Annotated in this window: 29 protein-coding genes and 4 pseudogenes; 1 reads left to right on the plus strand and 32 read right to left on the minus strand. The window is 33.0% G+C overall.

Going from position 1 to position 26,550, the window contains the following annotated elements:
- Positions 1-73: 73 nt before the first annotated feature.
- The 32 genes and pseudogenes from HMPREF9333_RS09110 to HMPREF9333_RS09255 form a co-directional block, all read right to left on the minus strand.
- A complete protein-coding gene (locus tag HMPREF9333_RS09110) occupies positions 74-364 on the minus strand; it encodes a transposase (protein ID WP_005539276.1) in 291 nt (96 codons plus the stop codon).
- Between the two features lie 65 nt (positions 365-429).
- A complete protein-coding gene (locus HMPREF9333_RS09115; RefSeq protein WP_005541544.1) occupies positions 430-639 on the minus strand; it encodes a hypothetical protein in 210 nt (69 codons plus the stop codon).
- Positions 640-742: 103 nt separating this feature from the next.
- Positions 743-967: a hypothetical protein gene (locus HMPREF9333_RS12325; protein ID WP_005541545.1), complete on the minus strand. Its 225-nt coding sequence runs from the start codon at positions 965-967 to the stop codon at positions 743-745.
- A 180-nt stretch (positions 968-1,147) separates the two neighbouring features.
- Positions 1,148-1,822 (minus strand): DUF4276 family protein, encoded by a 675-nt coding sequence (locus HMPREF9333_RS09125; RefSeq protein WP_005541546.1) that lies wholly within the window; start codon positions 1,820-1,822, stop codon positions 1,148-1,150.
- A complete protein-coding gene (locus tag HMPREF9333_RS09130) occupies positions 1,819-2,916 on the minus strand; it encodes an AAA family ATPase (protein ID WP_005541547.1) in 1,098 nt (365 codons plus the stop codon). The genes HMPREF9333_RS09125 and HMPREF9333_RS09130 overlap by 4 nt, the downstream gene beginning before the upstream one ends.
- Positions 2,917-3,180: 264 nt before the next feature.
- Positions 3,181-3,894 (minus strand): SGNH/GDSL hydrolase family protein, encoded by a 714-nt coding sequence (locus HMPREF9333_RS09135; RefSeq protein ID WP_242822332.1) that lies wholly within the window; start codon positions 3,892-3,894, stop codon positions 3,181-3,183.
- A 163-nt stretch (positions 3,895-4,057) separates the two neighbouring features.
- The gene (locus tag HMPREF9333_RS09140; protein ID WP_005541549.1) at positions 4,058-4,666 is read right to left on the minus strand and encodes an alpha/beta fold hydrolase; all 609 of its coding nucleotides are present in this window, start codon (positions 4,664-4,666) and stop codon (positions 4,058-4,060) included.
- Positions 4,667-5,038: 372 nt separating this feature from the next.
- A complete protein-coding gene (locus tag HMPREF9333_RS09145; RefSeq protein WP_005541550.1) occupies positions 5,039-6,982 on the minus strand; it encodes a DUF262 domain-containing protein in 1,944 nt (647 codons plus the stop codon).
- Positions 6,979-8,289: a DUF262 domain-containing protein gene (locus HMPREF9333_RS09150; RefSeq protein WP_005541551.1), complete on the minus strand. Its 1,311-nt coding sequence runs from the start codon at positions 8,287-8,289 to the stop codon at positions 6,979-6,981. The genes HMPREF9333_RS09145 and HMPREF9333_RS09150 overlap by 4 nt, the downstream gene beginning before the upstream one ends.
- A gap of 204 nt (positions 8,290-8,493) precedes the next feature.
- Positions 8,494-9,030 carry a ClbS/DfsB family four-helix bundle protein gene (locus tag HMPREF9333_RS09155; protein WP_005541552.1) on the minus strand — a complete coding sequence of 179 codons (537 nt, stop codon included), beginning with the start codon at positions 9,028-9,030 and terminating at the stop codon, positions 8,494-8,496.
- A gap of 97 nt (positions 9,031-9,127) precedes the next feature.
- Positions 9,128-12,508: a hypothetical protein gene (locus HMPREF9333_RS09160; protein ID WP_040882761.1), complete on the minus strand. Its 3,381-nt coding sequence runs from the start codon at positions 12,506-12,508 to the stop codon at positions 9,128-9,130.
- A 57-nt stretch (positions 12,509-12,565) separates the two neighbouring features.
- A complete protein-coding gene (locus HMPREF9333_RS09165; protein WP_005541554.1) occupies positions 12,566-13,912 on the minus strand; it encodes an SWIM zinc finger family protein in 1,347 nt (448 codons plus the stop codon).
- A gap of 288 nt (positions 13,913-14,200) precedes the next feature.
- Positions 14,201-14,854, minus strand: coding sequence for an ABC-2 transporter permease (locus HMPREF9333_RS09170; protein WP_005541555.1), 654 nt, complete (start codon positions 14,852-14,854; stop codon positions 14,201-14,203).
- Positions 14,854-15,693 carry an ABC transporter ATP-binding protein gene (locus HMPREF9333_RS09175; RefSeq protein WP_005541556.1) on the minus strand — a complete coding sequence of 280 codons (840 nt, stop codon included), beginning with the start codon at positions 15,691-15,693 and terminating at the stop codon, positions 14,854-14,856. The genes HMPREF9333_RS09170 and HMPREF9333_RS09175 overlap by 1 nt, the downstream gene beginning before the upstream one ends.
- On the minus strand, positions 15,686-16,072 hold the full coding sequence (locus HMPREF9333_RS09180) for a GntR family transcriptional regulator (RefSeq protein ID WP_005541557.1): 387 nt from the start codon (positions 16,070-16,072) through the stop codon (positions 15,686-15,688). The genes HMPREF9333_RS09175 and HMPREF9333_RS09180 overlap by 8 nt, the downstream gene beginning before the upstream one ends.
- 109 nt (positions 16,073-16,181) lie before the next feature.
- Positions 16,182-16,271, minus strand: coding sequence for a CD1845 family protein (locus HMPREF9333_RS13350; protein WP_456297505.1), 90 nt, complete (start codon positions 16,269-16,271; stop codon positions 16,182-16,184).
- Positions 16,272-16,430: 159 nt separating this feature from the next.
- Positions 16,431-16,901, minus strand: a complete 471-nt coding sequence (locus HMPREF9333_RS09185) for a hypothetical protein (RefSeq protein ID WP_156797324.1) — start codon at positions 16,899-16,901, stop codon at positions 16,431-16,433.
- Between the two features lie 409 nt (positions 16,902-17,310).
- Positions 17,311-17,526, minus strand: coding sequence for an ArsR/SmtB family transcription factor (locus HMPREF9333_RS13355; protein WP_005541559.1), 216 nt, complete (start codon positions 17,524-17,526; stop codon positions 17,311-17,313).
- Between the two features lie 490 nt (positions 17,527-18,016).
- Positions 18,017-18,316, minus strand: a pseudogene (locus tag HMPREF9333_RS12690) (MobA/MobL family protein); the annotation flags it as partial.
- A gap of 56 nt (positions 18,317-18,372) precedes the next feature.
- Positions 18,373-18,768 (minus strand): GNAT family N-acetyltransferase, encoded by a 396-nt coding sequence (locus HMPREF9333_RS09195; RefSeq protein ID WP_005541560.1) that lies wholly within the window; start codon positions 18,766-18,768, stop codon positions 18,373-18,375.
- 167 nt (positions 18,769-18,935) lie between these two features.
- Positions 18,936-19,310 (minus strand): hypothetical protein, encoded by a 375-nt coding sequence (locus HMPREF9333_RS09200; RefSeq protein WP_005541561.1) that lies wholly within the window; start codon positions 19,308-19,310, stop codon positions 18,936-18,938.
- A 523-nt stretch (positions 19,311-19,833) separates the two neighbouring features.
- Positions 19,834-20,202, minus strand: coding sequence for a TIGR02328 family protein (locus HMPREF9333_RS09205; protein ID WP_040882763.1), 369 nt, complete (start codon positions 20,200-20,202; stop codon positions 19,834-19,836).
- Positions 20,186-20,590 (minus strand): YbgA family protein, encoded by a 405-nt coding sequence (locus tag HMPREF9333_RS09210; protein WP_005541565.1) that lies wholly within the window; start codon positions 20,588-20,590, stop codon positions 20,186-20,188. Before HMPREF9333_RS09210 ends, HMPREF9333_RS09205 begins: the two co-directional genes overlap by 17 nt.
- Before the next feature lie 132 nt (positions 20,591-20,722).
- Positions 20,723-21,139: a DUF7226 domain-containing protein gene (locus tag HMPREF9333_RS09215; RefSeq protein ID WP_242822333.1), complete on the minus strand. Its 417-nt coding sequence runs from the start codon at positions 21,137-21,139 to the stop codon at positions 20,723-20,725.
- A gap of 8 nt (positions 21,140-21,147) precedes the next feature.
- Entirely contained in the window at positions 21,148-21,390 is a 243-nt protein-coding gene (locus HMPREF9333_RS13565) for a DNA adenine methylase (protein WP_005541567.1), read from the minus strand.
- Positions 21,390-21,584 carry a DNA adenine methylase gene (locus tag HMPREF9333_RS13570; protein WP_005541568.1) on the minus strand — a complete coding sequence of 65 codons (195 nt, stop codon included), beginning with the start codon at positions 21,582-21,584 and terminating at the stop codon, positions 21,390-21,392. Before HMPREF9333_RS13570 ends, HMPREF9333_RS13565 begins: the two co-directional genes overlap by 1 nt.
- 13 nt (positions 21,585-21,597) lie before the next feature.
- Positions 21,598-21,810 carry a helix-turn-helix domain-containing protein gene (locus HMPREF9333_RS09225; protein ID WP_005541569.1) on the minus strand — a complete coding sequence of 71 codons (213 nt, stop codon included), beginning with the start codon at positions 21,808-21,810 and terminating at the stop codon, positions 21,598-21,600.
- Between the two features lie 80 nt (positions 21,811-21,890).
- A pseudogene (locus tag HMPREF9333_RS12940) lies at positions 21,891-23,210 on the minus strand (recombinase family protein); the annotation flags it as partial.
- 274 nt (positions 23,211-23,484) lie between these two features.
- Complete coding sequence (locus HMPREF9333_RS09240; RefSeq protein WP_005541573.1) at positions 23,485-24,102, minus strand: SAP domain-containing protein; 618 nt, start codon at positions 24,100-24,102, stop codon at positions 23,485-23,487.
- 12 nt (positions 24,103-24,114) lie between these two features.
- Positions 24,115-24,536 (minus strand): annotated as a pseudogene (locus HMPREF9333_RS09245) (nuclear transport factor 2 family protein).
- 61 nt (positions 24,537-24,597) lie between these two features.
- Positions 24,598-25,144: pseudogene (locus HMPREF9333_RS09250) on the minus strand (MobQ family relaxase); the annotation flags it as partial.
- Between the two features lie 338 nt (positions 25,145-25,482).
- Complete coding sequence (locus HMPREF9333_RS09255; protein ID WP_005541576.1) at positions 25,483-25,992, minus strand: ATP-binding protein; 510 nt, start codon at positions 25,990-25,992, stop codon at positions 25,483-25,485.
- A 168-nt stretch (positions 25,993-26,160) separates the two neighbouring features.
- Between HMPREF9333_RS09255 and HMPREF9333_RS09260 the strand changes: the two genes are divergently transcribed.
- Positions 26,161-26,460, plus strand: coding sequence for a transposase (locus HMPREF9333_RS09260; protein WP_005539280.1), 300 nt, complete (start codon positions 26,161-26,163; stop codon positions 26,458-26,460).
- Positions 26,461-26,550: the final 90 nt, after the last annotated feature.

Below are 26,550 nucleotides of genomic sequence, written 5' to 3' on the forward strand. Positions count from 1 at the left end.
GTTTCGCACATAAGCTTTACAGTCCAAAGTTCATTGTGCTTGTCATAAATGAACTGATAACGGTAATGAGCCCTTATTTCTTCCGGCTTACGGCGAAAAAACCGAGAGCCTCTTTAAGAATGTCATTAGACCGTTGAAGTTCTAAAACCTCTTTTTCAAGCTCGCATATCTTTTGATCCTTGGCATCATTAGATAAACGTTTGTTACCGCTTCCAACATATGCGGTTTCCTGATATTTTTTACGTTTATTACGCCAGCCCGAAAGGGTGTAATAAGGAATACCGAGTTGGTTAGCAGCGGCATTAAGACCAATTTCATCGGATAGCTTAACAGCCTCTTCTTTAAAAGTTTTGTCGTATTGCATTTTGATCACCTCTGTGTTTTTAATAATACCATAGATTTGGTGAGTTTACCAACTCTACTTAAATGCTACCACTCCAGTACTCTATTAAGTGCAGCATAAAATTTTTCTGTTCCACTAGATTTGTTAAGCAAAAAACGATAACCAAATATATCTGCTGCTAATTCTTTTTTTTGCCTTTCTATCTCTTTTTTATGATTGATATATAAAGTAATAATTGTCGCCAAAATGCCTGAAATAACAGCTGCAACTAAAGTTATAATAATATTCATCACCATTTAAGTACTCTCTCTATCCCAAATATTTCCGCATTAATAAATAACATAAAATCTGTGTTTCATCAATTACTTTCTGCACTGCAACTTTCGGTCTCTACTCACATTACTCAAGTCTTAATCCCTGTAAATATGCCTTTTTAATATTTCCCGTTTCAATAAATCCATTATAATTCAGATTTATATCTTCCTTAATTCGTCTCAAAAAGACTACTATACAATATAGTTTCTCAGTTGCCTCTTTACCTAAACCCAATCCTATTTTTCGAAGTTCTAATACAAATCTTCCTGTGTGAATATTATCTTTCCCAATCCATACTTCTTGTATCATTCCAATGAATTCCTTTTCATTGAAAATCGAAAATTTATTTTCTAAATCCTTTTATTCTGTCATTGTTCAACAGGAATGAAAGATAAGACACCAACATCACTATTTTCAGCAATGCACACATAAAACGGTAGTCGGGCATTTGCATAACCCTGCTGCTATTATTAGAATTATGATATAATATCATTTATCATTTGTGCAGAGATGAGCTATTCCTTGAATCCATTCACGAAAGTGAGGGCATTGTTCCATAATGATATTAATTCCCATTTCTTTTGATAACAACGTTCCGTTTGTAACCTTTGAATAATTTGGAATCAATTTTTCCAATATTTTTGAAGGTGCAGTTTTTGGAGAATTGTTAATATGTTCCGGCGTTTGATATTTATCACGGATTTCCTTAATTTTATTAACAACATCTTCGTTGGCAATCAGGGCAAATGAATCCGGTTTCGAAAACAGGATCCCTTCAAATTCATGTAGCATAAAATGAAAATTGCAGTTTCTCTGTCCAATATCTGCGTCAATTTTCTGCTCTATTTGTTTGATGCGAACATTTATATCCGGCTCATTGTTACATATACCCGGAGTGTCGCAAGGCATCGCATAGTAATCAAACATTGTAGTTACATACTCATTAGGATGCCGCTTACTAATCAGGGAAAGCTCCTTTTTAATTTTCGCATAATCGCTCACACCACCTTTGTATTTTTTAATAGCCGTTCTCTTCGTAGAGCAAATTATAGGGCAAACTACAATACTAATATTAAAAAAATACGGGTAAAGAATCTCATTGATGAATGATTCTTCTGTTTGTCCTTCGCAATAAATATAGACTTGCTTCATTTTGGGCTTCATTTTGACAGTCTACCTCCAAAAATATTTTTCTTCCACAAGTCTCCAAGTGAATAATCCTCTTTAAGCCAAACTTCCAGGTCTTCTTCACTCAAGCGTCTGAATTTCGAACCGTTTTCACCCCTGTCCACTACAATAACATCTTCAACATCAAATTCATTAAGAAGCTCTACAGACTGCGTTGAAATAATAATTTGTTTTTCATTGGATAGCTGCTTAACCATCTCCGCAAAAATGGTAATTGCATATGGATGAAGACCAAGTTCAGGTTCATCGACAACGATAGTTGCAGGCTGTAATTCGTGTGGTTGTAACAGTAGTACAGCAAGGCAAATAAAGCGCAACGTGCCGTCAGAAAGCTGTGAGACATTGAAGATATCTTCACAACCTTTCTGCTGCCATTTTAATACAATCTGTTCTTCATTACCTTCCTGAGGTTCAAGAACAAAATCCGAGAAATATGGTGCAATCAGTTGAATAATCATCACTATTTCATCATAGTTTTTCTTATAGTTTCTCTTAAGCCTGTATAGAAATGCCGCAAGATTGGCAGCATCGAACTGAAGAACTTTGTTGTTTGAAATGTTGTGTTCTTGTTTAACCTTTGAACTTCGACCGGTATCATGAAAATGATAGACTCTCCAGTTTTGTTTCTTCAGGATAGGAACAACATATCTATCTATTTTATTATGAACACCGGTATCCCACTTTGCTTCACTATTACCATAGGCAACACTGCTTTCATTATCCCATTGACCGTGATATCCAAAGAATTCTTTTCGAAAAATCAGCCTATTATCATCAGTTGGAACTAAGTTAAAACCATAGGAATTCTTACCGAAATAGACCTCAAATCCAATATCTTCGGTTACTTTTCTGCCTTTATATAAAAGGGCATTGATGCCGCTTTGGGCAACTGATACTTGTAGATTCTTAAGTAAAATATTTTGAAGCAAAGAAAAAGCTGAAATAAAGTTTGATTTGCCGGCACCATTGCTGCCAATTAATACATTGATTTTTCCAAACGAAACATCACATTTTTTTATTGATTTGTAGCCTTCAATAGTTATACGACTAAGTTGATCATCCTTCAACAAAGTAAGTGCACCTCCTTTCAAAACAATATTTTATGCTGAACCAATAAGTCAAGTTTTTCAGCAATTTATTTTTAATTTGTGCAAATACACTGAAAGTGTTGCTCAAAAACATTGTAGCACCCCCGTATTTTGCCAAGTATAACATCATGGTTAATAATAATCAAGGACAGATTTTGCTTTTTTCAAAAACTGATAACAGCTTTTTAAATTATTTAAGTTATTAAAGCAGTAATTTACTAATGACGCCTCATATACTTAAGTTTTCTATTTGGCAATTATATATTTTTCTATTTCAAGTGCTAAAACTTTTGCTGATTTTGAGTTAAAATGGACTCCATCCACAGTTGTAGACAATCCTCTGATTTTAGCAAAGTAATCTTTAGTAAATGGAAATAAAGTCATTAGTATAGCATCCATAAATCTAATTAATAACCGGTATTTCCATGTATATGCACAGCTCTTTTCTCCAATATTTTCCTTTTGAAGCTTATAAATATCAATAAATGGATAATGATATTTATAAGCCAGTTCCTTTATTAGCTTATTTCTTTTCTTTAAACGCCCATCCGGAAAGTCTTTTAAATTTATAAAAGGCATACCAAAAATAATAACTTGTTTATTATTTCGATAAAAAAGCTCTAAAACTCTACTGTATTTTTGACAAAAAATCTCATCATCTTCAATACATTTCATTAGCTTACAACGTAAACTCATTTGTAAAAACCAAAGTAAAGAAACGGTTCTTAAATATGGTAAAAGTATATCATTTGTACCAATACCAAGAATATATATTTCTGAATTGTATTTTGACTTATTAATCAGTTTTTTCAGTCTGCTATACATCCCACTTACTGTATCTCCATTTTTTCCCTTATTGACATATTGATGATTCGATTTTTTATCCAAAAAGTGAATATATGAATATCCAACATTCCCAAATGTTAAACTGTCTCCCAAACAAATTATTTTCATTTTCATCCACTAAATTCCAATTTTATCTGCTTATATAATTTAATTGATTTTGTTGTAATATATGTTTTAATATTCAGTTCATAAAAGCTTACGAAATCATCTGTATCTTCATAATTCATCCCATTTATCAATGTTTTTTTAATTTATACCCCTTTCAAATTCCACTTTATTATATAAATTTCTTAAACCAATTATCCATAAAAATCATTTGTTCTTCTGTATAAAACCTATGTTCTCCATTATCCATAACTGTTAAATCTGCATTTATTCTCTTTGCAAAATCACTAATTATTTTTAAAGAAGTTATATTGTCATTTTTACCATAAAGAATACTGCTTGGAATATTCCATTTGATAGGATTGTTCCTGACATAGGAAAGATATTCCCAAGATAAAGACTCGCCAAATGATGTATTTATTATTTTTTTCAAACTAAGTTCTTTTTCAGACACACCTGCTTTTTTCATAATATCTAAAATCAACTGCTCCATATCTACAACGGGTGAAATAAACATTGCCTTTTTGATAAAATTTCCATATAAGGATATTGATATTAAAGAAAAATACGCTCCAATGCTATTTGCAATTAATACAACCTCATTATATTTTGAAAAAATATCAATAAAATATTTTTGAAATTCCACCTTAACTTCCCATGGCAATTCTGATTTATAATCAAAACCTATAATATCATACTCATCATCAAAAAACTTCTTATAATAATGAGCTTCATCCGCAGAACCGCCTTTACCATGTATATATACAGCAGCTTTTTTCATTTAATATGCTCCCACAATTTTTTATTTATTAATATCATACTATATACAAATCAAAAATCCAATATATTCTTTACCATTTTTACTCATCATCTCTAAAAACTCATCAAGAAAAATATCAATATATTTTACATTCTTTTAGAACCTTAGCCTTTTATATTTTTTCCATTCTTTTTTTCTTTTTCTGTTTCTGTTTGTTTTCAGGCAAAAAATGAGGACTTCCGCATTTCGGTGCGAAAAATCCTCTTACTAAAAATAACACATATTGCATCTATTAATACTTTTAATACATTATTATGTAATTCTACATTTTACTATTATTAATTTCATCTTTATGATATCAATATTTTTTATGGTCTTAATTTTTAATTATAATTACTCCTGCTCATCTATTCCACAAGCTTCAAGTAAAATATTCATCATTTCCTCTTCATGTTGTTTACACATTGTTTCCTTCCAATACAGACTGGCAGCTTTATTACCTTTTTTTTCAGTAAGTTCACTCATAATGCGTAGTTTAATACTTCCCTTTGATATCATATCCTTAAAAGTACTCTTTTTGGCTTCAGGCGACATATTTGAAAACTTTGAATTGATATTCCTTTGTATAATACAGAGATTTCCGAACCGATCCACACCATCTTTCCACTGTTCGAAAGTCCCTTCTGAAGGATTCTGAGGATACCAATGTTCTATTGAATTTCTAAATTCAAAGGTAAAATCACTATATTTTCCTTCACTATCGTAGAACCACAACAAATAGTCAAGATAATTAAATACAATATGAGGAGTATTTACTCCTAAAGAATAGACTCCTTTTTCACAAGTATCAAGAAAATTTTCTTTAACAGCCTCTATTGCAATATCTTCCGCAATAGTATCAAACCCTGTAATATATTCATTTTCAGTATGTTTACAGTTACCTTCCGACAACCAGATAAGAAGCCTTGTAATCCAGTGCATTACCTTAGGCGAGGTATAAGAAACACGAAGTGCACTCTGAATCATAGTATTATTTTTTATTCTCAAATCATTTGTTGTATTACGCTGACCAATCTCAATAAATCTGGTATTTTTGTAATATGGTCTGATTTGTTTTCTATTTCGTGAGACATATAAGCTCTTCAAACTCCATTCGCCATCCGAACTGTCATTGGTATATTCTCTTTTTACTATATACTTATCAAACAGATACCTTGTTCGCAAAAGACACATAATAAATTCACGAGAGAATTTTTCTTTATTTTCATTAATTTCACCTTTTTCTTTAACACCATATAAAATAACTCTATCAAATGCATCTATCAGCTTTTTATCATCTAAAAGTTTATCTGTAATATCTTTGGCGGCATTTTTATGAGCGACACCGTACAGTGTTATATATACTCTCAGCGTATGCAGTAAAAAATACGGAAATTCTATGATACTTTCAAAGCGAACACGAGTATCGGCGTCCAGATACCTGTCATCTTCTGCGACCTTAAAATTTTTATCAATGATATCTGTAATGCATTGACCTGTTGCTTCATCCTCATTATATTTCATTATATTCTTATATTTTAACCAACTCTTTTGTGGCAGCTCATTCCATTCTCTACCAAATATAGCCTCTCTTATTGCATTATTTTTACTACTAAAATGCATCTGAACATAACCTGTCATATCGCTGCAGGCATCCCAGATTTTTGCAAACACCGCCTTTTCAGCATCATTACTTAAGTAACTCATAAGAGCGGCTTTTAAAATATCATGCTGCTCTAACTGCTCGCCTCTGGTGTTCATAATCTCAAAATACCTGTTAAGATCTGTATTCTCCGGTACCTCTATCCTGTATACAATAACTTTATTAAGCTTTCTCAAAAAATCTTTTTTATTAAAATCCGGCTTGCCAAGTTCATGCGAAAGTATCTTTACTCCTCTTTGAATACTGAATTCAATTCTGTCCATATCAAGTTTACTACGGTTCTCAAGAAGTAATTCCTCAATATTCCTTAATGTATAATTTGATTTTTCTCTACACGCAAATGTCAGAGCAGGTCTTGTTTTGATACCCAAACAATTTAGCAAAATGTATAAAGAAGTCAGTCTCTGCTGCCCATCAACAACCTCATACTTTCCTGATTGCTTTGACACAATTAATGAACCAATATAATAATTTGTACCCTCAGAAACATCTTGAATGTCTTCAAGCAGCTGAACGAGTTGCTTATCCTCCCATGCATAAGCACGCTGATATAATGGGATTGTATATTCTATATCAGTATCAAATATATTATTTTCTCTACCTATGATGTGAAGTTCAGTTACTAATTTACTCATTTGATATCTCCATATCCATTTATTTCTTTTATTGTTTCATACAAATCATTCCATTTTTCATTTATCGGAGCATCCAAATCCCTCAGTATTTTTATCTGCAAACCTGAAATTTCATTATGCACACGTGCAAAACTTATTTTTGAAAACATTGCTACTCTATTTGTATATCTTGAATTTTCATCACCTACAGCATATTTATTTATGCTGTCAAATCCAAGATTCTCCATATCAACACGAAGCATAAACGCCCATGAAAATATTTTCTTTACAGCCATTTCATCAAAATTATGGAACCTGTCGTAATAACAAAGCAGCGCACAATAAAACAGATTTTTTGTGTATCCAAATCCTACAGAACCGGGCTTAATTCTGTCCATATCCTCAGGTGTACAAACATCCCTGCCATCACAGATAGCAAGCTTAATTTTTTTTAAATACACATTATTGCAAATCTCTGATTTAATATCATAAAGTAGATAAATATAATGCTCCACCATTTCAAAAAAATCATTTCCTGCTATAAATGGTTCACTTATCTGGAAATATGGCATAGCCCTGCCGGCTCTCTTTGCATATGAGTAAGCGGAAGCTTCCTCTATTCCTTTGTAGGTATCAATTTCCTTTGCTGTAAACGGTCTACTCTTAATTCTTCTTGACCAGTTCCATATTGGAAATAAATAAAGATCAAATAATTCTCTTATTTTTTCTGTATCCTTAGCCTCCCACTTTGTAACTGCATGTTTCATTTCATATGGATATTTTTTCATCTCACGAAGATGATATGCTTTAAGAAGATCATGCGGATCCAGTGATTTTCCACGTGTATTCTGCGAGTCAAAAAGTTGAAATGCCTCAGAAACCTTATCAACACATATAATAACCGTCTCCAGTATCTCTTCAAAAGCCTTAATAAAATCCTTTTTTACATCATCACTCTTAAGTGAAAACCATTCTTTTATAAACATATAATTATTATGAATATTAGTTTGAGTAACCTTATTCATAAAATATTTACTCAAAATACTACATTTAAATTTCGGTTCCAAATAAAGTTTCAAAAGAATCAATGAAATAATTCTCTGTTGTCCGTCAACAACATCAAAAATGCATTTATCCTTCTTGTGAATAATAATTGTTCCAATTCGATATTTAAATCCTGCTCTATATTTTTTTGCATCTTCAATTGCATTTGTAATATCACTTAATAAATACTCAATATTCTGAACTGCCCACTTATATGGTCTTTGGTAATCCGGAATATTCAGTTTCATACCCAGTAAATTATTTATACTTTTTATCTCAGCCACAAAGTAACCTTCCTTCAGCTTTTTATTATTTCTGCTATTTGCTACATCACTGTTTCCCTATTCTCTGATATATTTCTCTTTCAATTTTGGAAATTTTTTATCTGACTGAAAATAAAAATACTCTCCGTTGCCCTATTTAAGTATAAGTTCCACAGCAAATCATATCCCCCGAAAACATTCGCAGCTATCCTATTCCGGCTATTATTACTTACAATTTTTCTTATGAGCCTTTAACTTTTTCATAGCCCAGTCATAGTGGCTTGATGTTGCACTTACAAAATAGGAACCGAGTGTACTGCCTGCTGTCCACTTATATACACCTTTTGAAAATAATTCCTCATTTGTAAATTTTTCAGCCGATTCCAATACAGCAATATGAGATTTATTAAACATGTCTGTAGCTTCTTCAAGAGAAGTATTTTGATGTTTCTTCCAAAATTCTACATTCATATCTCCATAAGTTTTCCAGTTATATGGTTCAGGCAAAAATGGTTTTTCTTCTCCATTTTGATTAGAATGCACCCAATTCAAAATAAGCTTATGCCATTCATAAAGATGGATTAGAATATCTCTTAAATTCTTATCTCTTTTCCAATGAGCTTCTTTTTTCTTTTCATCTTTTGAAAAATCAAACGGCGTATTTAATTCTTCCTCAGTCATCTTTGAAATAATTAAATTTAACTTTTCATAATTTTCCTTAGCGGCAATCATTAAATCATTTTTCGTTGTTGGTCTTGGCATAATAAGTGCCTCCTATCTATTTTATAATACTATTTTACAAGAAGATACCTGACACCATTTGTCATGTTACATATTTTTCTGCCAGCCGGCTCTTCACTCACGCAATCCCCAATATTTTCGCCAGGCTCTTTGCCTTTTTTATTGCGGTAGACTTGGCACTGCTGTTTGCAATTTCTAAAAGACCTTGCCATTTTGCATCTTTAGCAGGAATAAATCCCCTGCCGGCTGCTTCCTTTAAATAGTCTGCATAGTAAATACAAATATCCAAAATTCTGTTTATCCATACCGGCGGCTTATTATTTTTCACAGTCTTTGCTCCGGCATATTTGATACACTCACTGAGCATGATCCAAAACACACTTAGAAGTTCTCTTTCCTTCTCAACCACTCGTACCAGCTTTGCCGGACTGATATCTTCATGAAGCAGTAACTCTCTTGTAATATCTCCAAGTGTATTCACGTTCAGTTCACCGGATTTTACCAATTCTTTGATAAGGCTCTTTGCACCATAAATACTTTCTCCATCCTGAGCTAAAAGTGCCACCGCAATCGTGAGGAATACCTTTGAATATGGGGCGGATTCCCCTTTTAAAGGACCGTTTTCTTCATCTCTCCAATTTCTAAACCTGCTTACCGCAATCTTCTTTTTAAAATTATCATAATGAAGCCATACAGCCTTTTCTTCTTCATCTATAATTTCCCCGTTATTATTAGCCTTAAATGCCGAAACCTGTCCCTCATTTCTAAGTCCGTAAATCCATCCGGCTATTGTTACCTGATATTCATACTCAGGTACATCAGGCAGTTTTAAGTTAAACTTAAAAACTTTTTCATTTTTTCTTATTTCAACAGCTTTTACACTCATCGAAACATTATCATGAATAAGTGTTTTAGGCTCAGGTAATGTTACCCACACTTCATCAAAGTCGTTTTTTGAGATTGGAGTATCCGATGCTTTTTCACTGTTTTCTGATTCTTTTATAATCTCCATATCAAAAGATTTTAATTTATTCACGATTTCCTTTGCATAAGCTACTGCCTTTGAAGCCCCTGATTTAGCTGCCAGATTTTTAATTGCCTTCATTTCCAGTACACTTTTAGGGGCAAGCTTGTTTTGCACAGCCGGTATAACCTCATCCAGATAATCTCTTAAAAACTTTACAACCTCAGCAGTACCTGTCAGCATTCTGGGAGCCCCAAGCGATACTTCCACCGTATCACAGGCGGCTTCCCATACGATGCTTAGCATACCGTCTTTTGCCATACATTCCATGGAAAGAGCCATACTTGCCAGATTTGAGGGCGTATCACCATTCCAGTCCAGATAGGAAATATCTGCAATTTTCGGAAGCAGAAGTCCCCTGTCCCAGGCTTCATGAGTTGCCTTAATAACATCTTCTGCATTCTCATCACTTAGATTACTCCCTATAGCAATCCAGTTCATCAGTGCACCCTTTGTAATCGGCTTTCTTCTTCTTGCTATCTGTCTTAAAGTTACACCCTGCCCGTGGTACACCTCATAGTCTCTGTGTACCGCCGTAAGAGCATAATCTCCCCAAGTCGGAAACATAGAAAACATAGAATCATTGCCATGTGAAAATCTGTTCGGTAAGGCTCTTAAACTTTTTGGCATATCAAGTTCCACCTTCCAATACGAGGTTTTCCCCGGCGTAAATTCCGGTTCAATATATGGATCTTTTAAGTATTCTACAATTATTTCACCTGCCAATACATCATTTCCATGTTCATCCTGTAAAAGTTCTCCTGACGGAAGCAAGATTTTCAAATTTACATCATTTAGTTTTTCTGAATACTCTTTTATATCTTTTTCCGTAAACAAATCCATATCAAGTCTTGTAAGTGCAAGCTGTAAATCCGGCTCTGAAACATATAATAAATTTTCATTTTTATATATTAACAGACGATCGACTAAATCGGATACTCTGATACTTAAATCTTCATAACTTGGAGTACTTAGTAAGCAAGGCCATTTGTCGATAGAAGCAAATAACACAACATTTCTTGTATATAAGAGTTCACCATACACGATTTTTAAAGCTTCGTTTTCACCATTCCATACTTTTCTCATACTATCCGGGCATATATTATTTTCAATATTTTTTGCCCATCTGCCAAGTGCCCATATACCGCTTGAGTCATTGTTGGGAATTCCTGCCAGACTCATTTTAGCCTCATCAGGATTTTTATATGCAATGTTATTTGCCATAGCAATAAATCTTTCAAAAGTAATATCCTCAACACATTCCTTTCTTTCTGAAATCACTGCCAGCAAATCTGTTAATGCCTCCGGTGAAATTTCTCCTATATCAAAATTAGGAAGTTCCCAAAGTTTCGGTGTTTCCCTCCAAAGTCCCTGTACTTCTTCTTTTACATCTTCTTTTTCAAGTTCCAATCCCCAAGCCTTCTCCAGACTGTCGGCAAGTTTTGATATACTTTTATCCTCATCCCGCTTATACAGTAAAATCCATTCTTCATACTCTTTTGCAAACTTCGGTTTTTCTCTTTTTAAAGCAGCCTTTAAAATCATTTTTTTGATTTTCTTAACCTTTGCGAAGCTGCAGGAAATAAGCACCTGATACAGCAAATCTTCTGAAGCACTTTCTATAAGAACCGGTGCAAATCTTTCAAGCAAAGCGGTTTCTCCAAGTCCCAAAAGTGGAATGATTGTTTCTGTTCGAGATCTGATATCATCATCAGTAAGTCCTATTTGCTCCAAAACATTCATAAGCTCTTTTCTGTCTCCCGGTCTTTGTGCAATATTTAATGCATAAAATACCTGTTCCATAGCCGCTTCTTTTGTAAGCACATTGTTCTCTACACCCCAGATCAGCACTTTTGAAAAAGGTCCTGTTGACGGCACATTCACAGAAATACCCACTTCAATATGCTCCATGAATCTTCTTATAATATCCTCTTTTGCCGGTGCAAATCCCTCATCAAAGTTTTGCTCTTTTCTTTTAGAGCTCAAAACTGTTGCTGCAACTGCTGCCCAGTCCTTCATATACTCCACGGATTCCGGAATATCAAGATTCATTTGATGAACCAGGTTTAATGCCAATGTACCAAGAACCGACAAAGAGTGCTCCCATATTCTCCTGTTTGAAGTGCAGGCAGCTTTAATAAAATTCATAGCATAAGTTTCACCCCGAGCCTCAACAGCCTTTAAAGCAACCTCACTGCCTTGCCTTAAAACATGTGCCGCACGCTTGGCATCCACTCCTACACGGATTGCAAAGATTGCAAGTTTGCCTAAATCAATATCCACGACGGGAACGAAGCCGTAAGTATTCTCAGATAATTGTTTAATTTCCAACCATTCACCTGATTTCAGTCCTTCCCTTGCAATTTTTTGTTCTTCACTGCTTCCTGTTCCAAGGTTTAAAATATTTTCAAAATCTGTTTCCTCATATCCCAGAGAGCGATAGATTTCCACCGCTTTTTCAAGTTTGCTTGCCATACTAACCTCCATTTCTCCGCCTTTAGCCGGCGGCAGAAATAGTAATGAAAAGTCTTTTTACACTACTTCTTTTTTCAATTTTACTGCCAAAATATGTTTACATGGTCCTCTGCTGTTTTGATGTCTCAGATACCATGTACATGTGCACTTTGCATTTTCCACCCTGCAATCTGTAGGATAAATAACTCTGTAAACTGCAGCTTCCGATTTCACATGCCATATATTATCTTCTACATATACGGTATCTTCCACAAGCTTCTTTGCCCCCTCAAGCCTTGGGTTATCTTTTAAGACTCTGTCCGGATCATCCGGTAATTCTCTGTGAAAAAATGCATTTTCATGAACATCAAAGCCCAGCTTTCCTGAAACTGCAAGCAGTTCCAGTGCCTTATACATATCATTTTTTATCAGCCCCGTTGATTTTGACATTTTATCAAGGTCAAGTCTCGGATCAAAATTTAATATATCGTCAATTCTGTCAGCATATTCCAACACTTTTATATCTGAAAGTGAATCCAGAAGTGCCCCCTCTCCGGAGTAACCCTCATAGCTCTTTGCCGTCAGGCTTAGCGTAATATTAGCTCCGGTCATACATACTTTAAGCATCATCTGTCCTTTTTCACCATTCCCTGGGGCATAAAAATAAATAGCATTTACATTACTCATTATACGCTTAAGTGCGCTAAGTCGGTGAAGTCCGCTAATATATACACTATCTTTTTCTTCTCTAAGCTTTAACATCACACCGTTTTTTGTGGGTGTCAACCATCCTGCCTGCTCCTTTCCGGTATATGGCGGCAACATTGCAATAAAAGCCTTTGCCTGCATTCCCTCAATATGAAATCTGTATTTCATATTTTGATGGAGCATGGCACAATTCCCCAATGCCCGAATCCATCTGTCCGGCATTTTAACAGGGCGTTGTATCAGTATATCCGTCAATACACCCCCATGTACAAGTTTCTTACTATGTAATACTTTCCAACCGTCATCTCCGATTCGAAACTTTAATCTGTCCCCCTGTTTTATTTTAAACAGTGATTTTCTTAAATTGGTACCTATATCCACATTTGTAGTACCATAAAGTATCTCACCGTCCAAAACACTTTGAAACACATCCATTCTTGCATAAACACCGTTGCAGGCGGAAAAACACTCGGCTCTTAATCTGTCTCCCTGTGCAGAAAGAATAGGATCTCTTTGATCTACCGGTGTGTACTTAAAATATCTTGTACTTACAATATCCGCAAGTACCAACAGACCTCCGGAAATCACCACCGGACTCACAATTTCTCCGTTAAAGAATAAAGGATTTTCTTCCACTCCTTTAGGTGTTAGAGCCGGTGCTATAGATAATGCCAAATTGCCGTCAAAAAGGGTTGAGGCGGTTTTAAATTCTCTCATTAATATCCCCCTGTAATCATCGCCATTCCAAGTGCTGTTAATTTATATATCTTCATAAAATTTTTATCCCCTTATTTTTTCTCTATGGTTTCATAAGCTTAATAATCATCTGCCGGTAACACTATAACAAAGTTTTCTTTAAGGAAGATTGAAAATAAGAAAAGGTTAGACACATTTCGAACTTAAGCTCCCTGATTTTAGATTGTTTTTTAATAATCTATGACTTTATATCATTATTCGTACTTTTTTACACATAAGCTTTTTCATCTTCAGTACTACCATACATTTCTAAAAATCCCTTTCAGAATATACTTTATTCGAATGCGTATAAGAAATACATAATGTTATAATCCAAATTAGAACAAGTGATATAATACATATTCCCTTGTTCATAACAAAGAATTTCAATATCATTTTTACAAACTCCGGGAAAAAATTCGGTACCATAAATGCTATACCTAAAAACATAAACGGTACGCCTGCAAGAGTTCTCCCTTTCATATAACCGTATTTGAAATAAATCGGGTACTCCAAAAATATAATGATGGTTATAACCAAAAATATTATCGGAACATTCAATAACAACATATCTAAAATGCCTTTAATAGAGTATATTTGAGATATGATTAAAGAAAGTACAGTGCCAAAAATCAATGATATTACAACAAATGCACCTGCTATAAGATATCTACCTTTTACAACATCTCCCGGTTCTATTACAAAAATTCTGTATAGAGGATCTATGCCGGCCCCCTCTCCCACCATGAATGGATAAGACGAAAAAAGCAAGGCGAACATTTGACTTACAGCAATTGCCGTAGCAGGATTTTTTGATAATGCCGTATAAATAACACTTAATCCAATAAAGATTACTAAATTTTTAAGTGTTAAATACGGTTTGATAGACAATAGGTCTAATTTAAACACTTTGATAGTATTCATTATTTCTTCCTCCCATAAAGTACCATTATTCTATCAATAGAAACCTTATCTTCTATGAATTTGTTCGACACTGCTTTCATATCATCTGCCCGCACTAAAAATTCAACGCTATGTTGATTTATCTTTTTACCTAAAACTGCCGATTCGTTTATAGTATTTTGATGTTCTAAATCACATTTAAGAATTTTGAAATATTCTAAAAATTCATCCTTTTCCAATGACAAAATAATTTTTCCTTCATCAATAAAAACAATATAGTCTGCAATCGACTCTAAATCTTGAGTAATATGTGTTGAAAATAATACAGTATGATTTTCATCTTCCATATACTCAGAAATAATCTCGCAAAATTCCTCTCTCATACTTGGATCAAGTCCACTTGTCGGCTCATCCAAAACTAAGAGTTCCGCCCGGTGGGATAGAGCTATTGCAAGCATCAATTTAATCTTCATACCTCGTGATAATTCTTTGACCTTCATTTTTTTATTGATACTAAATCTAATGAGATAGGAATAGAAAAGTTCTTCGTTCCAATTATCATAACCAACTTTCATAGCCTTATTCACTAAAGTTATATCCCAGTCTTTTGCCAAAAATGAATCATCCATAATTACACCAATTTTTTGATTATCAAAATTTTCGTGCAGATTGGTATTGCTGAAAATTACACTTCCGTCATAGTGGTTTAAAGAAATAATTGATTTTATAGTTGTTGTTTTTCCCATTCCGTTCTTTCCGATAAAACCGGTAACATAACCATTAGGAATTGAGAAAGTAACATTTTTTAATGAAAAATTAGAATATTTCTTATTCAAATTTTTAATTTCTACCCTATTCATTATTTGTACCTCCTTCATAAATATATCTAATAAGGTCAATCAGTTCGGATTCGCTTAAGTTAATTGACTTTGCCATTCTACATATAATAATCAATTTTTCTTCTATATCTTTTTGCTTTTCTTCCTGTATGAGTTCCGAATTCAAAGGAGCAACAAAAGTTCCCAGCCCTTGTCTTACAACAATAAATCCTTCTTTTTCCAATTCATCATAAGCTTTTTTAACGGTTAATATGCTTACATTTAATTCCTTAGACAATTGCCTCACAGAAGGTAACTGCTCATCCGGGGCTAATATATTTTTTACAATATTTTCTTTTACTGCATTTTTTATCTGCTCATACAAAGGAGTACTACTTCCATTTATCAGTATTATTTTCATACCGTCCTCCTTTATATATAACAGTATATAACACACTATAACTCCAGTCAAGTTATTATTATAGTTTCTTTTATAAAATACTGAAGTTTTATTTTAAAATTTTTTATATTTATTTTATGACTTCATTGATTCCTTGTATAAAGGCTATGATTATAACTCCAACCATCGGTATTCCATAGGGGCTAAGTAAAAAACACACAAACAGATTGCTCTCTGTTTATGTGTCCATGTAATTTTGATTATGTTATTTGTGTAAGTTAAAAACACTGAGGATTTGTATAGTACAAAACAAAAAATGCAGAAGCTCTTTTATATAATGTTATATCTTATTACCTTTCCGCCTCATCGTATTCTTTAGTCAGTCAATCACTTTTATGATGGTTTCGGGCTTTGGCTCCTCGGACTTGTCAAAATCACTTTGGTATTCCTTTGAATCACTAATCTCGATAAAACAAAGATTCTCATAGTCGTAGCCCCAGTGAGGAATAAGATACCACCGGTTCATGAGACCGGTATATTTCTCGACTTTTTTTTTAAAATAATCTGAAGGGAACGCATACTTCAGATTCCGTAAATACCTCTCAAACCTTGGAAGTCTGGCATCATCTATGGCATTATAATCGTAATTTCTGTGTTCGATATAATACCACTGATCATTTTCTACATGATCTCTATACCAACGCCAGATTTTAGATTTATCGTCTTTACCAACGAAATAGCAAATTGTATCAAGCTGCCACCAGTGCAAATCTTCTTCATCCTTTGCTTCATAATAAATTTCATCAGGATTACCACGTTCTCCATAAGACATTACTTTAAGACCATCCATATACAAGCCGGAAAACACATCGATCGGTTCATCTCTGCACTCTTTTGGCAGATGTGCCCTAATCCATTTTTCATCAAGTTTCATCTAAATTTACTCCTTACAACTGCATAATGTATTTATTTTATTTTTTAGCCATGCTGAAAATATCCTTTACTTTATACACTATATTATAAGATGTTCAACTTTTCATGTCTACACTTATATACTAACACCAATCTTTCCATTTTGAACAATAAAAACAGTAAATCTATTTTGATGTGTACCCAATCGGTTATTGAGCTGCCAAGACACCGACAAAAATATCTTCGTTTTTAGATACCAACTTAGATTTCTATTTCTTGTTCAAAACACTGTAAATGTTGTTTTCAAACTGCATGATAGAAATATTCATATTCCTGTGATAAAATATTTAAGCCGATAGATAAATCGGCACAATTCCTGCATCCTTCAAAATCTGGAGATGATGTGATACTGCCGGTCTTGACAGATCCGTCTTTTCTGTTATCTCAATTACCCTGGAACCATTGCAGTCATTCATCTGCATCATTTCAAGGATAATGTGCTGCCTGGATGGATCTCCAAGTGCAGTCAATGTTTTCTGACAAAAAAATAAATTTTTCTGCAAGCTGCTCTATATCTTTTTTTGTGTGCACGAACGAAGTATAGCATATATTTTTTGCTTTTAATCATTCGTAAAGAAAATCAAGTCGGATATTTACTGAAAAATAAAAATAACCGGATCTCTTCGGGCACAAAAAAAGCACCTGCCATCTCCGACAAATGCTTTCCATATCATCTTATATTTAATCAATAAAACTGGAATTTATCTGGTTACTCTCTTGCAGCAATTTTGCAGCCAATTTCAAACGCAGATTGCAGATCTTTAGGAAATTGTTCTTTATGCACCTTTATCTTATGATTTTCATCAAAGATACCCAGATGGAATTTAGTATAATCTTGAAATTGATAAGTACCTGTGTTAGTCCTCTGTTTTCTTTTAATAATTTTATCTATACAGCTTCCAGCACTTTCAGCTGCTTCAACTTTTTTTCCGTATATCTATTATTTGAGAATATATACTATCTTTTTCTTTCCTCAAAGTGCCTATTTCTGATTTCCATTTGAGTGGCTGATACTCCTAAAGGAATGGTCGGTATTTGTTCTATGCCTTGTCTTTTATAGGAACGACGGTCAACTTTTTCTTGTATGCTGTTTTCTTCCAAATATTTGTTTGTAATATCCGCCGATGCTTTTCGCCAATGTTCTGCTTTGTCTTGTTAGTTCCAATCCACTATATTGATTTTTCTTATTTTGTAGTTACCGTTTTTGAGTTTTACTTTTTCTCCGTTTTCATCAAGGATATATTCTTTTTTTAATTTTGCTCCCCATGTTTTATCTTCATTTAATGATCGCATGATAGGTTTCACCTTCATAGATAAATCTGCATCCGGTATTAAAAATTCCGTTTCTGTTATAATTTTCTTTTAATTATAAATGCATTATCTGCTTTTTCAAAATTTATTTTAGGATAATAATTCATAGCAGAATTTGCTGAAAGTAGTATTAACGATACTTTTTCTCCTATATGCTCTCTCACTTTTTCTATGAGTTTTTTTCCAACACCTTGTTTTTGATAATCTTTTTTTACTGCTAAATCTGAAAGATAACAGCAGTAGCTAAAGTCTGTAACACATCTCGCAAGTCCTATAAGTTCTCCATTATTATAGGCAAAGTAGATAAGATTTGCATTTTCAAACATAGATTTTATACGTTCTTTTTCTTTTGTAGGTCTTATTATACCTGAGTTTTCAAATACTTCAATTATTTTTTCTATATCAAAGCTTCTTGCAATCTCATAAGTTATCATATTTTCTCTTTCTTTAATAACTCTGTCATAATTTTATTTTTGGCTTATATTCTAACAACTCTAAACCACCTTCTTTTAAAAATTCTTTGGCAAGAGTCCGGATTGATGATGTTTTCCTTGGTTCAAATTTCTAATTTGACACACTGTAGATTATCTCATTTTACATACTACATCTGAAATGCCGTTATCCAAAAACATATTCCGGCTATAAGTGAAATCGGAGTCATAACATATTTTTCTTTCTTGCTTTTTGAAATCATGTTCATAATAGTATTCAAAGATAGGTAAGCGGCAAAGAAGAAACAAATATATTTAGTAGCCTTAAAAGACAACCACAGGGAAATAAAACCTCCGGCTTGCAAAATAATTATCATTGCAAAAATTTGGATAACCACTGAAATGACTGCCACAACTCTAAATTTCTTAGGCAAGATTTTATGTTGTCCACCCATTGTAAATTCGCCCAAAGGCAAACCGCAAGCAACAAGAACTGTCATAATTGCTATGACTCCAAATAATACTGCACCTAATATTGAAAACATAAATCAATATTCTCCCTTCGCAAAATACAAAAACTTCAGTTGCAAATTCTAATTCTCTCTAAATATTGCTCATATTATAGCATTTTCAGGGAATTTTTTCCACTAGGGAAAGATAAATCTTCATCTCTTTTTTCCTTTTATCTTTCATATCCTTTTTCTATTTTTGCGGATTCTACACTGTCATTTTCTTTTTGTATTTGTTCTATTTTTCTGCAACGGATATTTTTTAACATCTAATTTAGCTTCTATGGATAGTTACCTAACCGAATGTATTACCTCAGCCCAAGTATATTCGCCTGCATATTTAAACTTTTTCTAATAAATATTCCACAACCTTCTCATATCTTCATCTGATTTTACTACCTTCAATACGCTTTCTGCATTTTCTAAAAGGTTCAAATTTCCCCGCTTCTTAGCAGTTCTCTTTAACGCTAAAGCCAATATATCAGCATCTATATTGCTTCCTTTTCCAGTTTATCTTCAACTTCTTTTATTTTTATATCCATTTACTCCTCCACAACTTCTATACTTCTAAATGTATATCTTTATTTCTTAAATTTTCTATGCAATCATCCAGATATTCAATATCATGCTCTTTGTAAATTGGACTGTCTACAATTTCCTCTTTAAGATTATCGTACTTTTCTGCTGTCCTTCCTCTATAATTTTTATCTTTCCATTCCACAGAAACATTATATCCCCTTTTTTCCATCTCCTCCATAACCAATACATGGTAAATAAAAAGATGATATGGGGAATATGAAAAGACATAGTCCACAGTTTTATGTTTCTTTTTCCATCCATTGCCCCTCAGAGCACAACATTCCCTATGTTGTCCAAGAAGCTGATTTTTGGGCAATAAGTGGATAAGATTTTCATGCCATAGTCTCATATTGTTCTCCTGTTAACAAGGTTGATTTTTCTAAATATTCATTAGGGTATTTCTTTAGTAAAGTGTTAATGCATTCAATTACAACCTTCTGATTATTTTTCCCTTCCATATATTCATTTAATATATCAAATAATGCCTGTTTTTCAATTGTACTTGCGTCTTTTTTGAAATATCCCCATATGTGAAGAACGGCATTACTAAAATCTTTTTTACTCTCCTTCATATCTCTTGTTTCCTGTATTTTCTCATTTAGCCATAAAACATCCAGTTCTGTTCCTCTCAAGTATCCCCTTATCTCCAGATATGCTTTATGCGATTTGCTCAGTACAAAATATTTATTTTTTGCCCATAACTCTTCACATTCTCTTCTTATATCTTTGTGTCTCATATTGATGCCTCTTTCAAAATATTCAAACTTATTCTTATACCAGAAGTGCTCTGCCTGAGGGTTATCTTTTACCCATCCAAGATGAACTTTTTAAACTTCTATCTGTACTACATAAAAACACACTTTTATGTTTTATATATTTTGTAAGTTAAATATACATTTAAGCCATGAATAAACCGAACTGGAACGTCTAACTATCTGTCCGTCATTACACACATTATTTTTTCTCATAATATTTTGAATTTCTTCTTTTGTAGGTAACTCTCCACTATTATAAACTTTTATAAATAGTCTATTAAATATTTCATGCTCTAAAATAAAACTAACCAATTTTAATTGACGTTCTTTGTATCTAAGTTTTACCGTATCTTTTCCCAATTTAGATAATGAGATTTTTTTTACTGTTTTTTCTTCATCTGCAACATCTTTCTTCTCAAATAAACAAAGATACTTACCGGCATTATAATAGTAATCTGACTGTCTTAAATCAAATTGCATAATTTCAGCTATTTCTTCTGTGGTTTTATCTTCTTCAAATAAAATTTCCATAAGTGATATCATTCTTTCAAAAGAATTAGCCTGTTTCTTAATGCATTTTTATAATCTCCATCAATTATCTTTATATTATTTTCATTAAAATACTTTGACATAGCTAACACAACAGGTGTATTAACTATGTTAGGATTTTTATATTTCCCATAAGGTGAATTAAATTGTCCTGCCTGGTTTACTCTAAATAATCCATTAAAGCACGTTTTATTTAGATAGATAATTCTTGCGGCTTTTTCTATATCTGTCATTAAAAATCATTTATAATTGCCTTTTTAGGCTGAATATCAAATATGACTGCTCCTCCACCTACAAAAGGCTCGACATAAGTAGAAAATGTCTTTGGAATAAGCGGAACTATATCACTTAATAATTGTCTTTTACCACCAACCCACTTTACCACAGGAGAAAGAACAATATTCTTTTTTCTTAAATTTTTAGTCATAGTCCTATCCTCCTTATCTTTCATCACTTGCACAAAACCGAAATACATCATTTGGGGTACATCCTAAAGCTTCACATATACGGCTAATATTTGCCATTGAAATATATTTATTGTTACCCATATTAGCAACACAATTCTCTGAAATGTTTGCTATCTCAATCAGATCTTTTTTCTTCATTTTTTTATCTTCTAAAATCTTCCAAAGCGGTTGATAAGATACATTCATTTTATACCCTCCAAATTTAATTTATTATAACAAAAAACTTGCAAAATCGCAAGTTTTAAGTATGGTTCAAAAGATTATTTTTATAAAATTTTAGGCATTATTTTTTTATTCTGTGGTACTTGACAGTTTACTATAAAATTAAAGTACACATCAACTTGTTGTTTCCGATTCTTTCCCTGTCTTCCTCCTGTTGCTCCGTATCATAGGTATTAAATAATCTATCAAAATGTTTTACAGGAATTTTTCCAGGTTCGTGGTCTTCGTATAGTTTTGTAATGAGGGTGGTTAATTCTTCATTTCTTGATGACAGTTTTTCTAACTTTTCTTTATCCCCTTGATACTTTTCTTTTTTCGTTGGATAACTTGTTCATCAATTTTAGAAATTATTGCTTATCTTCTTTTGCAAAGTCTGTGATTTCTTTGATTGATTTAAGGAGAATTTCATTTACTGTTTTTACTTTGATGTAATGCATACTGCAAAAGCCTTTTCTATGTCTGTAATGTTGGCATACAAAAGAGTAATCTCAATCATATTTCTTTCCTTTATGTTCTGCCGGCTCTCTGTAACTTGGCTTTTCTCCGCAATCTGCACAGATTAAAAGTCCTGTAAATGGGTGTGAGGTTGTTCCATACTTCGGACTTTTCTTCTCACTGTTTTTCTTAACCTTTGAGCGTTGTTCCATTTTTCTTCATCAATGATGGCTTCATGTGTGTTTTTGAAGATAATGAGTTCATCTTCTTTTACCTTTCTGCGTTTTTTGGTTTTTTAATCAAGGCATATTGTTTTAACAAGTACAGTATGTTCCATGTATTCTTTTTTTGCTAATATATAGCCAATTGTGGTCGGTGTCCAAAAATATGGATCTTCTATTGCTCTTTTCTTGGAACTGTGGTTGTTTTCAGTATAATGTATTTCTGCATAGGCTGACAGAATAAGGACTTTATCTTTTGTTAGTATATCTGCTATCTGTGTTACTCCACATCCCTCTATCACAAGCCTGTAAATGCGTTTTACAACATTTGAACTCTCTTTATAAACAAGTAGCTCCTGTTTGTTGTTTGGGTTTCTGTAATAGCCGTACGGAACGCTTGGAGATACTCTTTTACCTTCTTCCATTCTTGCCCGAAAAATGGATTATATTTTTCTTGAAGTATCTCTTGCATACCATTCGTTCATAATGTTTAGAAATGGTGTAAAGTCGCTTTCTACTTGTTTCTCACTATCTATTCCGTTTGTTGATAGCGATAAACCTTACTCCTTTTTCTTTAAAAAGTATTTCGGTGTAAAAACCTACTTTGAGGTAATCTCTATCAAATCTACTCATATCTTTAACTATCACAGTAGATACTTTGTTTTCTTCTACTGCTTTTATCATCTTTTGAAATCCCTCTCTATCAAAGTTCTTGCATACTTAGTTTTTTTAGGTCTACCATTCATGATAAGTCTTTCCGTATCAGTTAAAAGAATGTTATTTTCAAACTTTTCATCTACATATGGCTTTATATCTTTTGAGCTTCCCCATGAAGCGTTTTGTAAAGTGCCTTTTTTAATTTATGGACGCTTTTTCGTTAAGCATTTTCATTTTTAGACAAAGAAAAAACAGTAAACCTTTTTCGATTCACTGTTCTGTGTTAGTTTTTATTAAATTGTTAGTTTAACAAGTTGGGAATTACCTACTTGTGATACTCTTTTATTTTATGTTCATATTCAGTTAAAAGATTCTTTGAATAGATTTTTTCCTTTTCTGAATTTCTAACTTCTTTCCAAAGAATAGTAGCTACTTTTAATTTGTTTGAGTAGTTGTAACTATCTTTATCTGCACAAAAATCCTTTAAAAATTGATTCCATTGACAAACAGAATTATCATACTTGGCATAATCTGATTCTCCATAATAAACTTTTAGCAAATCTTTGATTGTAAATTTTATATTTTTTTCTCTTTTTACTTTCCTCCAAGCAGTAGCCATATCAGCAGTAAATTTAAATGGTGAGATACCCGTTAAAGCAGAGAAATATTCTCTGAATTTTGCATTAAAAGAAAAACCACATTCAAGTAATGGCGTATCTAAAGTAATATTTTCAACTTGCTTCTTTTCGTTTTTTATTGGTGATTTTTTAATTAAATTGCCTTTAAAGTACTGTTCAATAATGTGATTGAGTTCTTGTTTTGTACCTCTATATTCTAATCCTAATGACTTGCATATCTGTGAAATTTCTTCACGATACCAATAATATTTATTAAACTCGTCAAACGATGTAATTTTATCAAACTCAGGTCTATTTTCTATCAATATTTTAGCTCCTCAAAACCAATTTACTTTTTCATCTCTAAATAATGGAGTTTCACCCTCTTTATAAGGATTGTAGTTATTGCAATTACAACCAAACTCTTTCAATGCTTTTATCTTATTATCGGCTGTCCAAATAATCAAAGAGATACCATCAAACTCTTCAACTTTCCCCTTATTCATTTTATTTTTGAAGTGCCATTCTACAATAGTTTGATTATCCTTATGAAAAAATTGCTTTATATCACATTCAAGCACTTTTCCTCTTGTATTCCACTCGTTAAACCAGTGCTTTACTGTTTGCCGATTTTCATACTTAGGACACCAGCTCTCAATATAAATTACATCATCTGAAAAAATATATTATCTATCCCTAAGTCTTGTTGTGCAAGCCACATATCAAACCATAAACGAACAATTTTCTCTCTTTCAAGCATAAATTTAAGCATCTCCAAAAATTGAAACCTGTTTATTATTATACCATTTTTTCACTTAGTTTTAAAGCCCTAACTCTTGCTTCTTGACCTGTGCCAGTCCTCTGTTTTCTTGTAGTAATTTCTCTATACAGCTTCTAACACTTTCAGTTTGTGCCACTTCTTTTCGTATGTCTATTATTTGAGAATATAGACTATTTTTTTCATTCCTCAAAGTGCCTATTTCTTATTTCCATTTGGATATATTTAAGGTTTTGCTTTCTCCTAAACGCTCTTTCAAATAAAATAATCTCTGCGGTATATTCATTGTAGAAAGTATCTTGTTTATTTCTCTTCAGCTTGGTATAGGCTTTGTAGGTGTCTTTATGCTTCAAATATTTCTCGGCTTGGTCGATAAGTCGTACTCTGTCATATATTTTCTTTTCGGTATCTTTAATAGCTCTTGTGGTCTTGTGATTTTTATCTCTTAAAGTAACTATACTTTCTTTCAGTTCAAATAAGGAAATGATATTTTTCTCTTTTAAGAATTGATAGCTTTCAATGTATTGTTCTAAATCTGTATTATGGTTATCTGCATTTTTACGGATAAGATTTTCAAAAACGGATAGCAAAACAGCATAAGAAAAATACAAAAAATCAAAATTTTGAACAAGGGGGTTTTATGCCCAAAAATAGACAGTATTATAGAAAAATAAAATATCCTGACCAAGTCACAAAGCCAAAACACCTTGTACTTGTCAGGATATTTCTATTTTGTTCTGCAGGGATTAAAATTCCTTATTTCCCGACAGCCCCACTCCCTATTTTTAAGTTATCTATTTCCCGACAACCCCTTTTGATTCTGTGTATTGCAACTTACTGCAACTTAATTTTTCTGCTACAAAACCTCATTGCATGGTACTTTTAAAAATCAATTACCTACTAAAAATCATGGTTCTGCAACTTACTTTTACTCGTTAAGTTCCCAATGACCATTATTTCCACTACCTACATATTGCAAATTATCTATTTCCTTCAAAGTTCTTTGTATCGTCTTTACACTTACCTCTGCACCTTCTGCAATAGCCTGTCTTGTAATTTTATTATTTAATCTTAAAGGAATAATCGTTCTGAATATATCTCCTTCCTCAAATAGCGGATTTTGTCCTGAATAAAGCTGTGTGTACTTGTAGGTATTTCTCATTCCTGAGCCTAATTCATCAGCAAGACCTATTTCTCTAAATACCTTTGATATAGCAGGGTTTTTAGGAAATGGCTCAAATTTCTGCAAGTCTAATGCTCCCATACCATGAGCCAAGTTGCTGTTTTCAACAGTAATTTTCTCATCATCAATAATCATCTTTGCAGGATACCCACTTGAATAATCCCTATGAGCCAATGTATTGGAAACTATCTCTCTAAGTATCCTATCTCTTGCATTGACATTGACAATTCCGTCCAATACAAATAAATCATTCAAATGCTTTTGCCCAAACTCAATAAGCCTGTCATAACTATCAATCAGATTTGTTATGACAACATCTCTATCATCATATCTATCCTTGTTTTCAACTCTGAATTGTTGTGGTAAACTATAGTTGTAACAGGAGTGACTAATAAATATAATTATAAAATAGGAGAAATTATTATGTCACAACAACATTACGAACCGGAGTTTAAGAAAAAACTTGTACGCCTTCATTTGGAAGAAGGACGTACACTACAAAGCCTTTCTGCTGAATATGGCGTTGCCAAATCAAGCATTACCATATGGTGTAGAAAATTTAGCAAAGAATGCCGGGAACAAGCCTTAACTAATCCAACTGCCCAAAATGAATTGGAGCTTATGAAAGAAAATCGCCGACTTCGAGCAGAGCTTGAAGAGGCACGAAAGGAAAATCTATTCCTAAAAAAAGCAGCGGCATTCTTTGCAAAAGAAATCGATTAGAGGCTTATCGATTCATTGATGAAAACAAGGACGAACTGGGAGTCCGGCTGGCTTCTCAGACGCCTTGATATATATCCAAACGCTTATTAC

The sequence above is a fragment of the Johnsonella ignava ATCC 51276 genome (genome assembly GCF_000235445.1).
Classification (GTDB): Bacteria; Bacillota; Clostridia; order Lachnospirales; family Lachnospiraceae; genus Johnsonella; species Johnsonella ignava.

Excerpts from the sequence above, each read along its gene's own strand:
- HMPREF9333_RS09110 (WP_005539276.1), bottom strand. The coding sequence starts at position 364 with ATGCAATACGACAAAACTTTTAAAGAAGAGGCTGTTAAGCTATCCGAT.
- HMPREF9333_RS09115 (WP_005541544.1), bottom strand. The coding sequence starts at position 639 with ATGGTGATGAATATTATTATAACTTTAGTTGCAGCTGTTATTTCAGGC.
- HMPREF9333_RS12325 (WP_005541545.1), bottom strand. The coding sequence starts at position 967 with ATGATACAAGAAGTATGGATTGGGAAAGATAATATTCACACAGGAAGA.
- HMPREF9333_RS09125 (WP_005541546.1), bottom strand. The coding sequence starts at position 1,822 with ATGAAGCCCAAAATGAAGCAAGTCTATATTTATTGCGAAGGACAAACA.
- HMPREF9333_RS09135 (WP_242822332.1), bottom strand. The coding sequence starts at position 3,894 with ATGAAAATGAAAATAATTTGTTTGGGAGACAGTTTAACATTTGGGAAT.
- HMPREF9333_RS09140 (WP_005541549.1), bottom strand. The coding sequence starts at position 4,666 with ATGAAAAAAGCTGCTGTATATATACATGGTAAAGGCGGTTCTGCGGAT.
- HMPREF9333_RS09145 (WP_005541550.1), bottom strand. The coding sequence starts at position 6,982 with ATGAGTAAATTAGTAACTGAACTTCACATCATAGGTAGAGAAAATAAT.
- HMPREF9333_RS09155 (WP_005541552.1), bottom strand. The coding sequence starts at position 9,030 with ATGCCAAGACCAACAACGAAAAATGATTTAATGATTGCCGCTAAGGAA.
- HMPREF9333_RS09160 (WP_040882761.1), bottom strand. The coding sequence starts at position 12,508 with ATGGCAAGCAAACTTGAAAAAGCGGTGGAAATCTATCGCTCTCTGGGA.
- HMPREF9333_RS09165 (WP_005541554.1), bottom strand. The coding sequence starts at position 13,912 with ATGAGAGAATTTAAAACCGCCTCAACCCTTTTTGACGGCAATTTGGCA.
- HMPREF9333_RS09170 (WP_005541555.1), bottom strand. The coding sequence starts at position 14,854 with ATGAATACTATCAAAGTGTTTAAATTAGACCTATTGTCTATCAAACCG.
- HMPREF9333_RS09175 (WP_005541556.1), bottom strand. The coding sequence starts at position 15,693 with ATGAATAGGGTAGAAATTAAAAATTTGAATAAGAAATATTCTAATTTT.
- HMPREF9333_RS09180 (WP_005541557.1), bottom strand. The coding sequence starts at position 16,072 with ATGAAAATAATACTGATAAATGGAAGTAGTACTCCTTTGTATGAGCAG.
- HMPREF9333_RS09185 (WP_156797324.1), bottom strand. The coding sequence starts at position 16,901 with ATGGATGGTCTTAAAGTAATGTCTTATGGAGAACGTGGTAATCCTGAT.
- HMPREF9333_RS09195 (WP_005541560.1), bottom strand. The coding sequence starts at position 18,768 with ATGATAACTTATGAGATTGCAAGAAGCTTTGATATAGAAAAAATAATT.
- HMPREF9333_RS09200 (WP_005541561.1), bottom strand. The coding sequence starts at position 19,310 with ATGTTTTCAATATTAGGTGCAGTATTATTTGGAGTCATAGCAATTATG.
- HMPREF9333_RS09205 (WP_040882763.1), bottom strand. The coding sequence starts at position 20,202 with ATGAGACTATGGCATGAAAATCTTATCCACTTATTGCCCAAAAATCAG.
- HMPREF9333_RS09210 (WP_005541565.1), bottom strand. The coding sequence starts at position 20,590 with ATGAGACACAAAGATATAAGAAGAGAATGTGAAGAGTTATGGGCAAAA.
- HMPREF9333_RS09215 (WP_242822333.1), bottom strand. The coding sequence starts at position 21,139 with ATGGAAATTTTATTTGAAGAAGATAAAACCACAGAAGAAATAGCTGAA.
- HMPREF9333_RS13565 (WP_005541567.1), bottom strand. The coding sequence starts at position 21,390 with ATGACAGATATAGAAAAAGCCGCAAGAATTATCTATCTAAATAAAACG.
- HMPREF9333_RS13570 (WP_005541568.1), bottom strand. The coding sequence starts at position 21,584 with ATGACTAAAAATTTAAGAAAAAAGAATATTGTTCTTTCTCCTGTGGTA.
- HMPREF9333_RS09225 (WP_005541569.1), bottom strand. The coding sequence starts at position 21,810 with ATGAATGTATCTTATCAACCGCTTTGGAAGATTTTAGAAGATAAAAAA.
- HMPREF9333_RS09260 (WP_005539280.1), top strand. The coding sequence starts at position 26,161 with ATGTCACAACAACATTACGAACCGGAGTTTAAGAAAAAACTTGTACGC.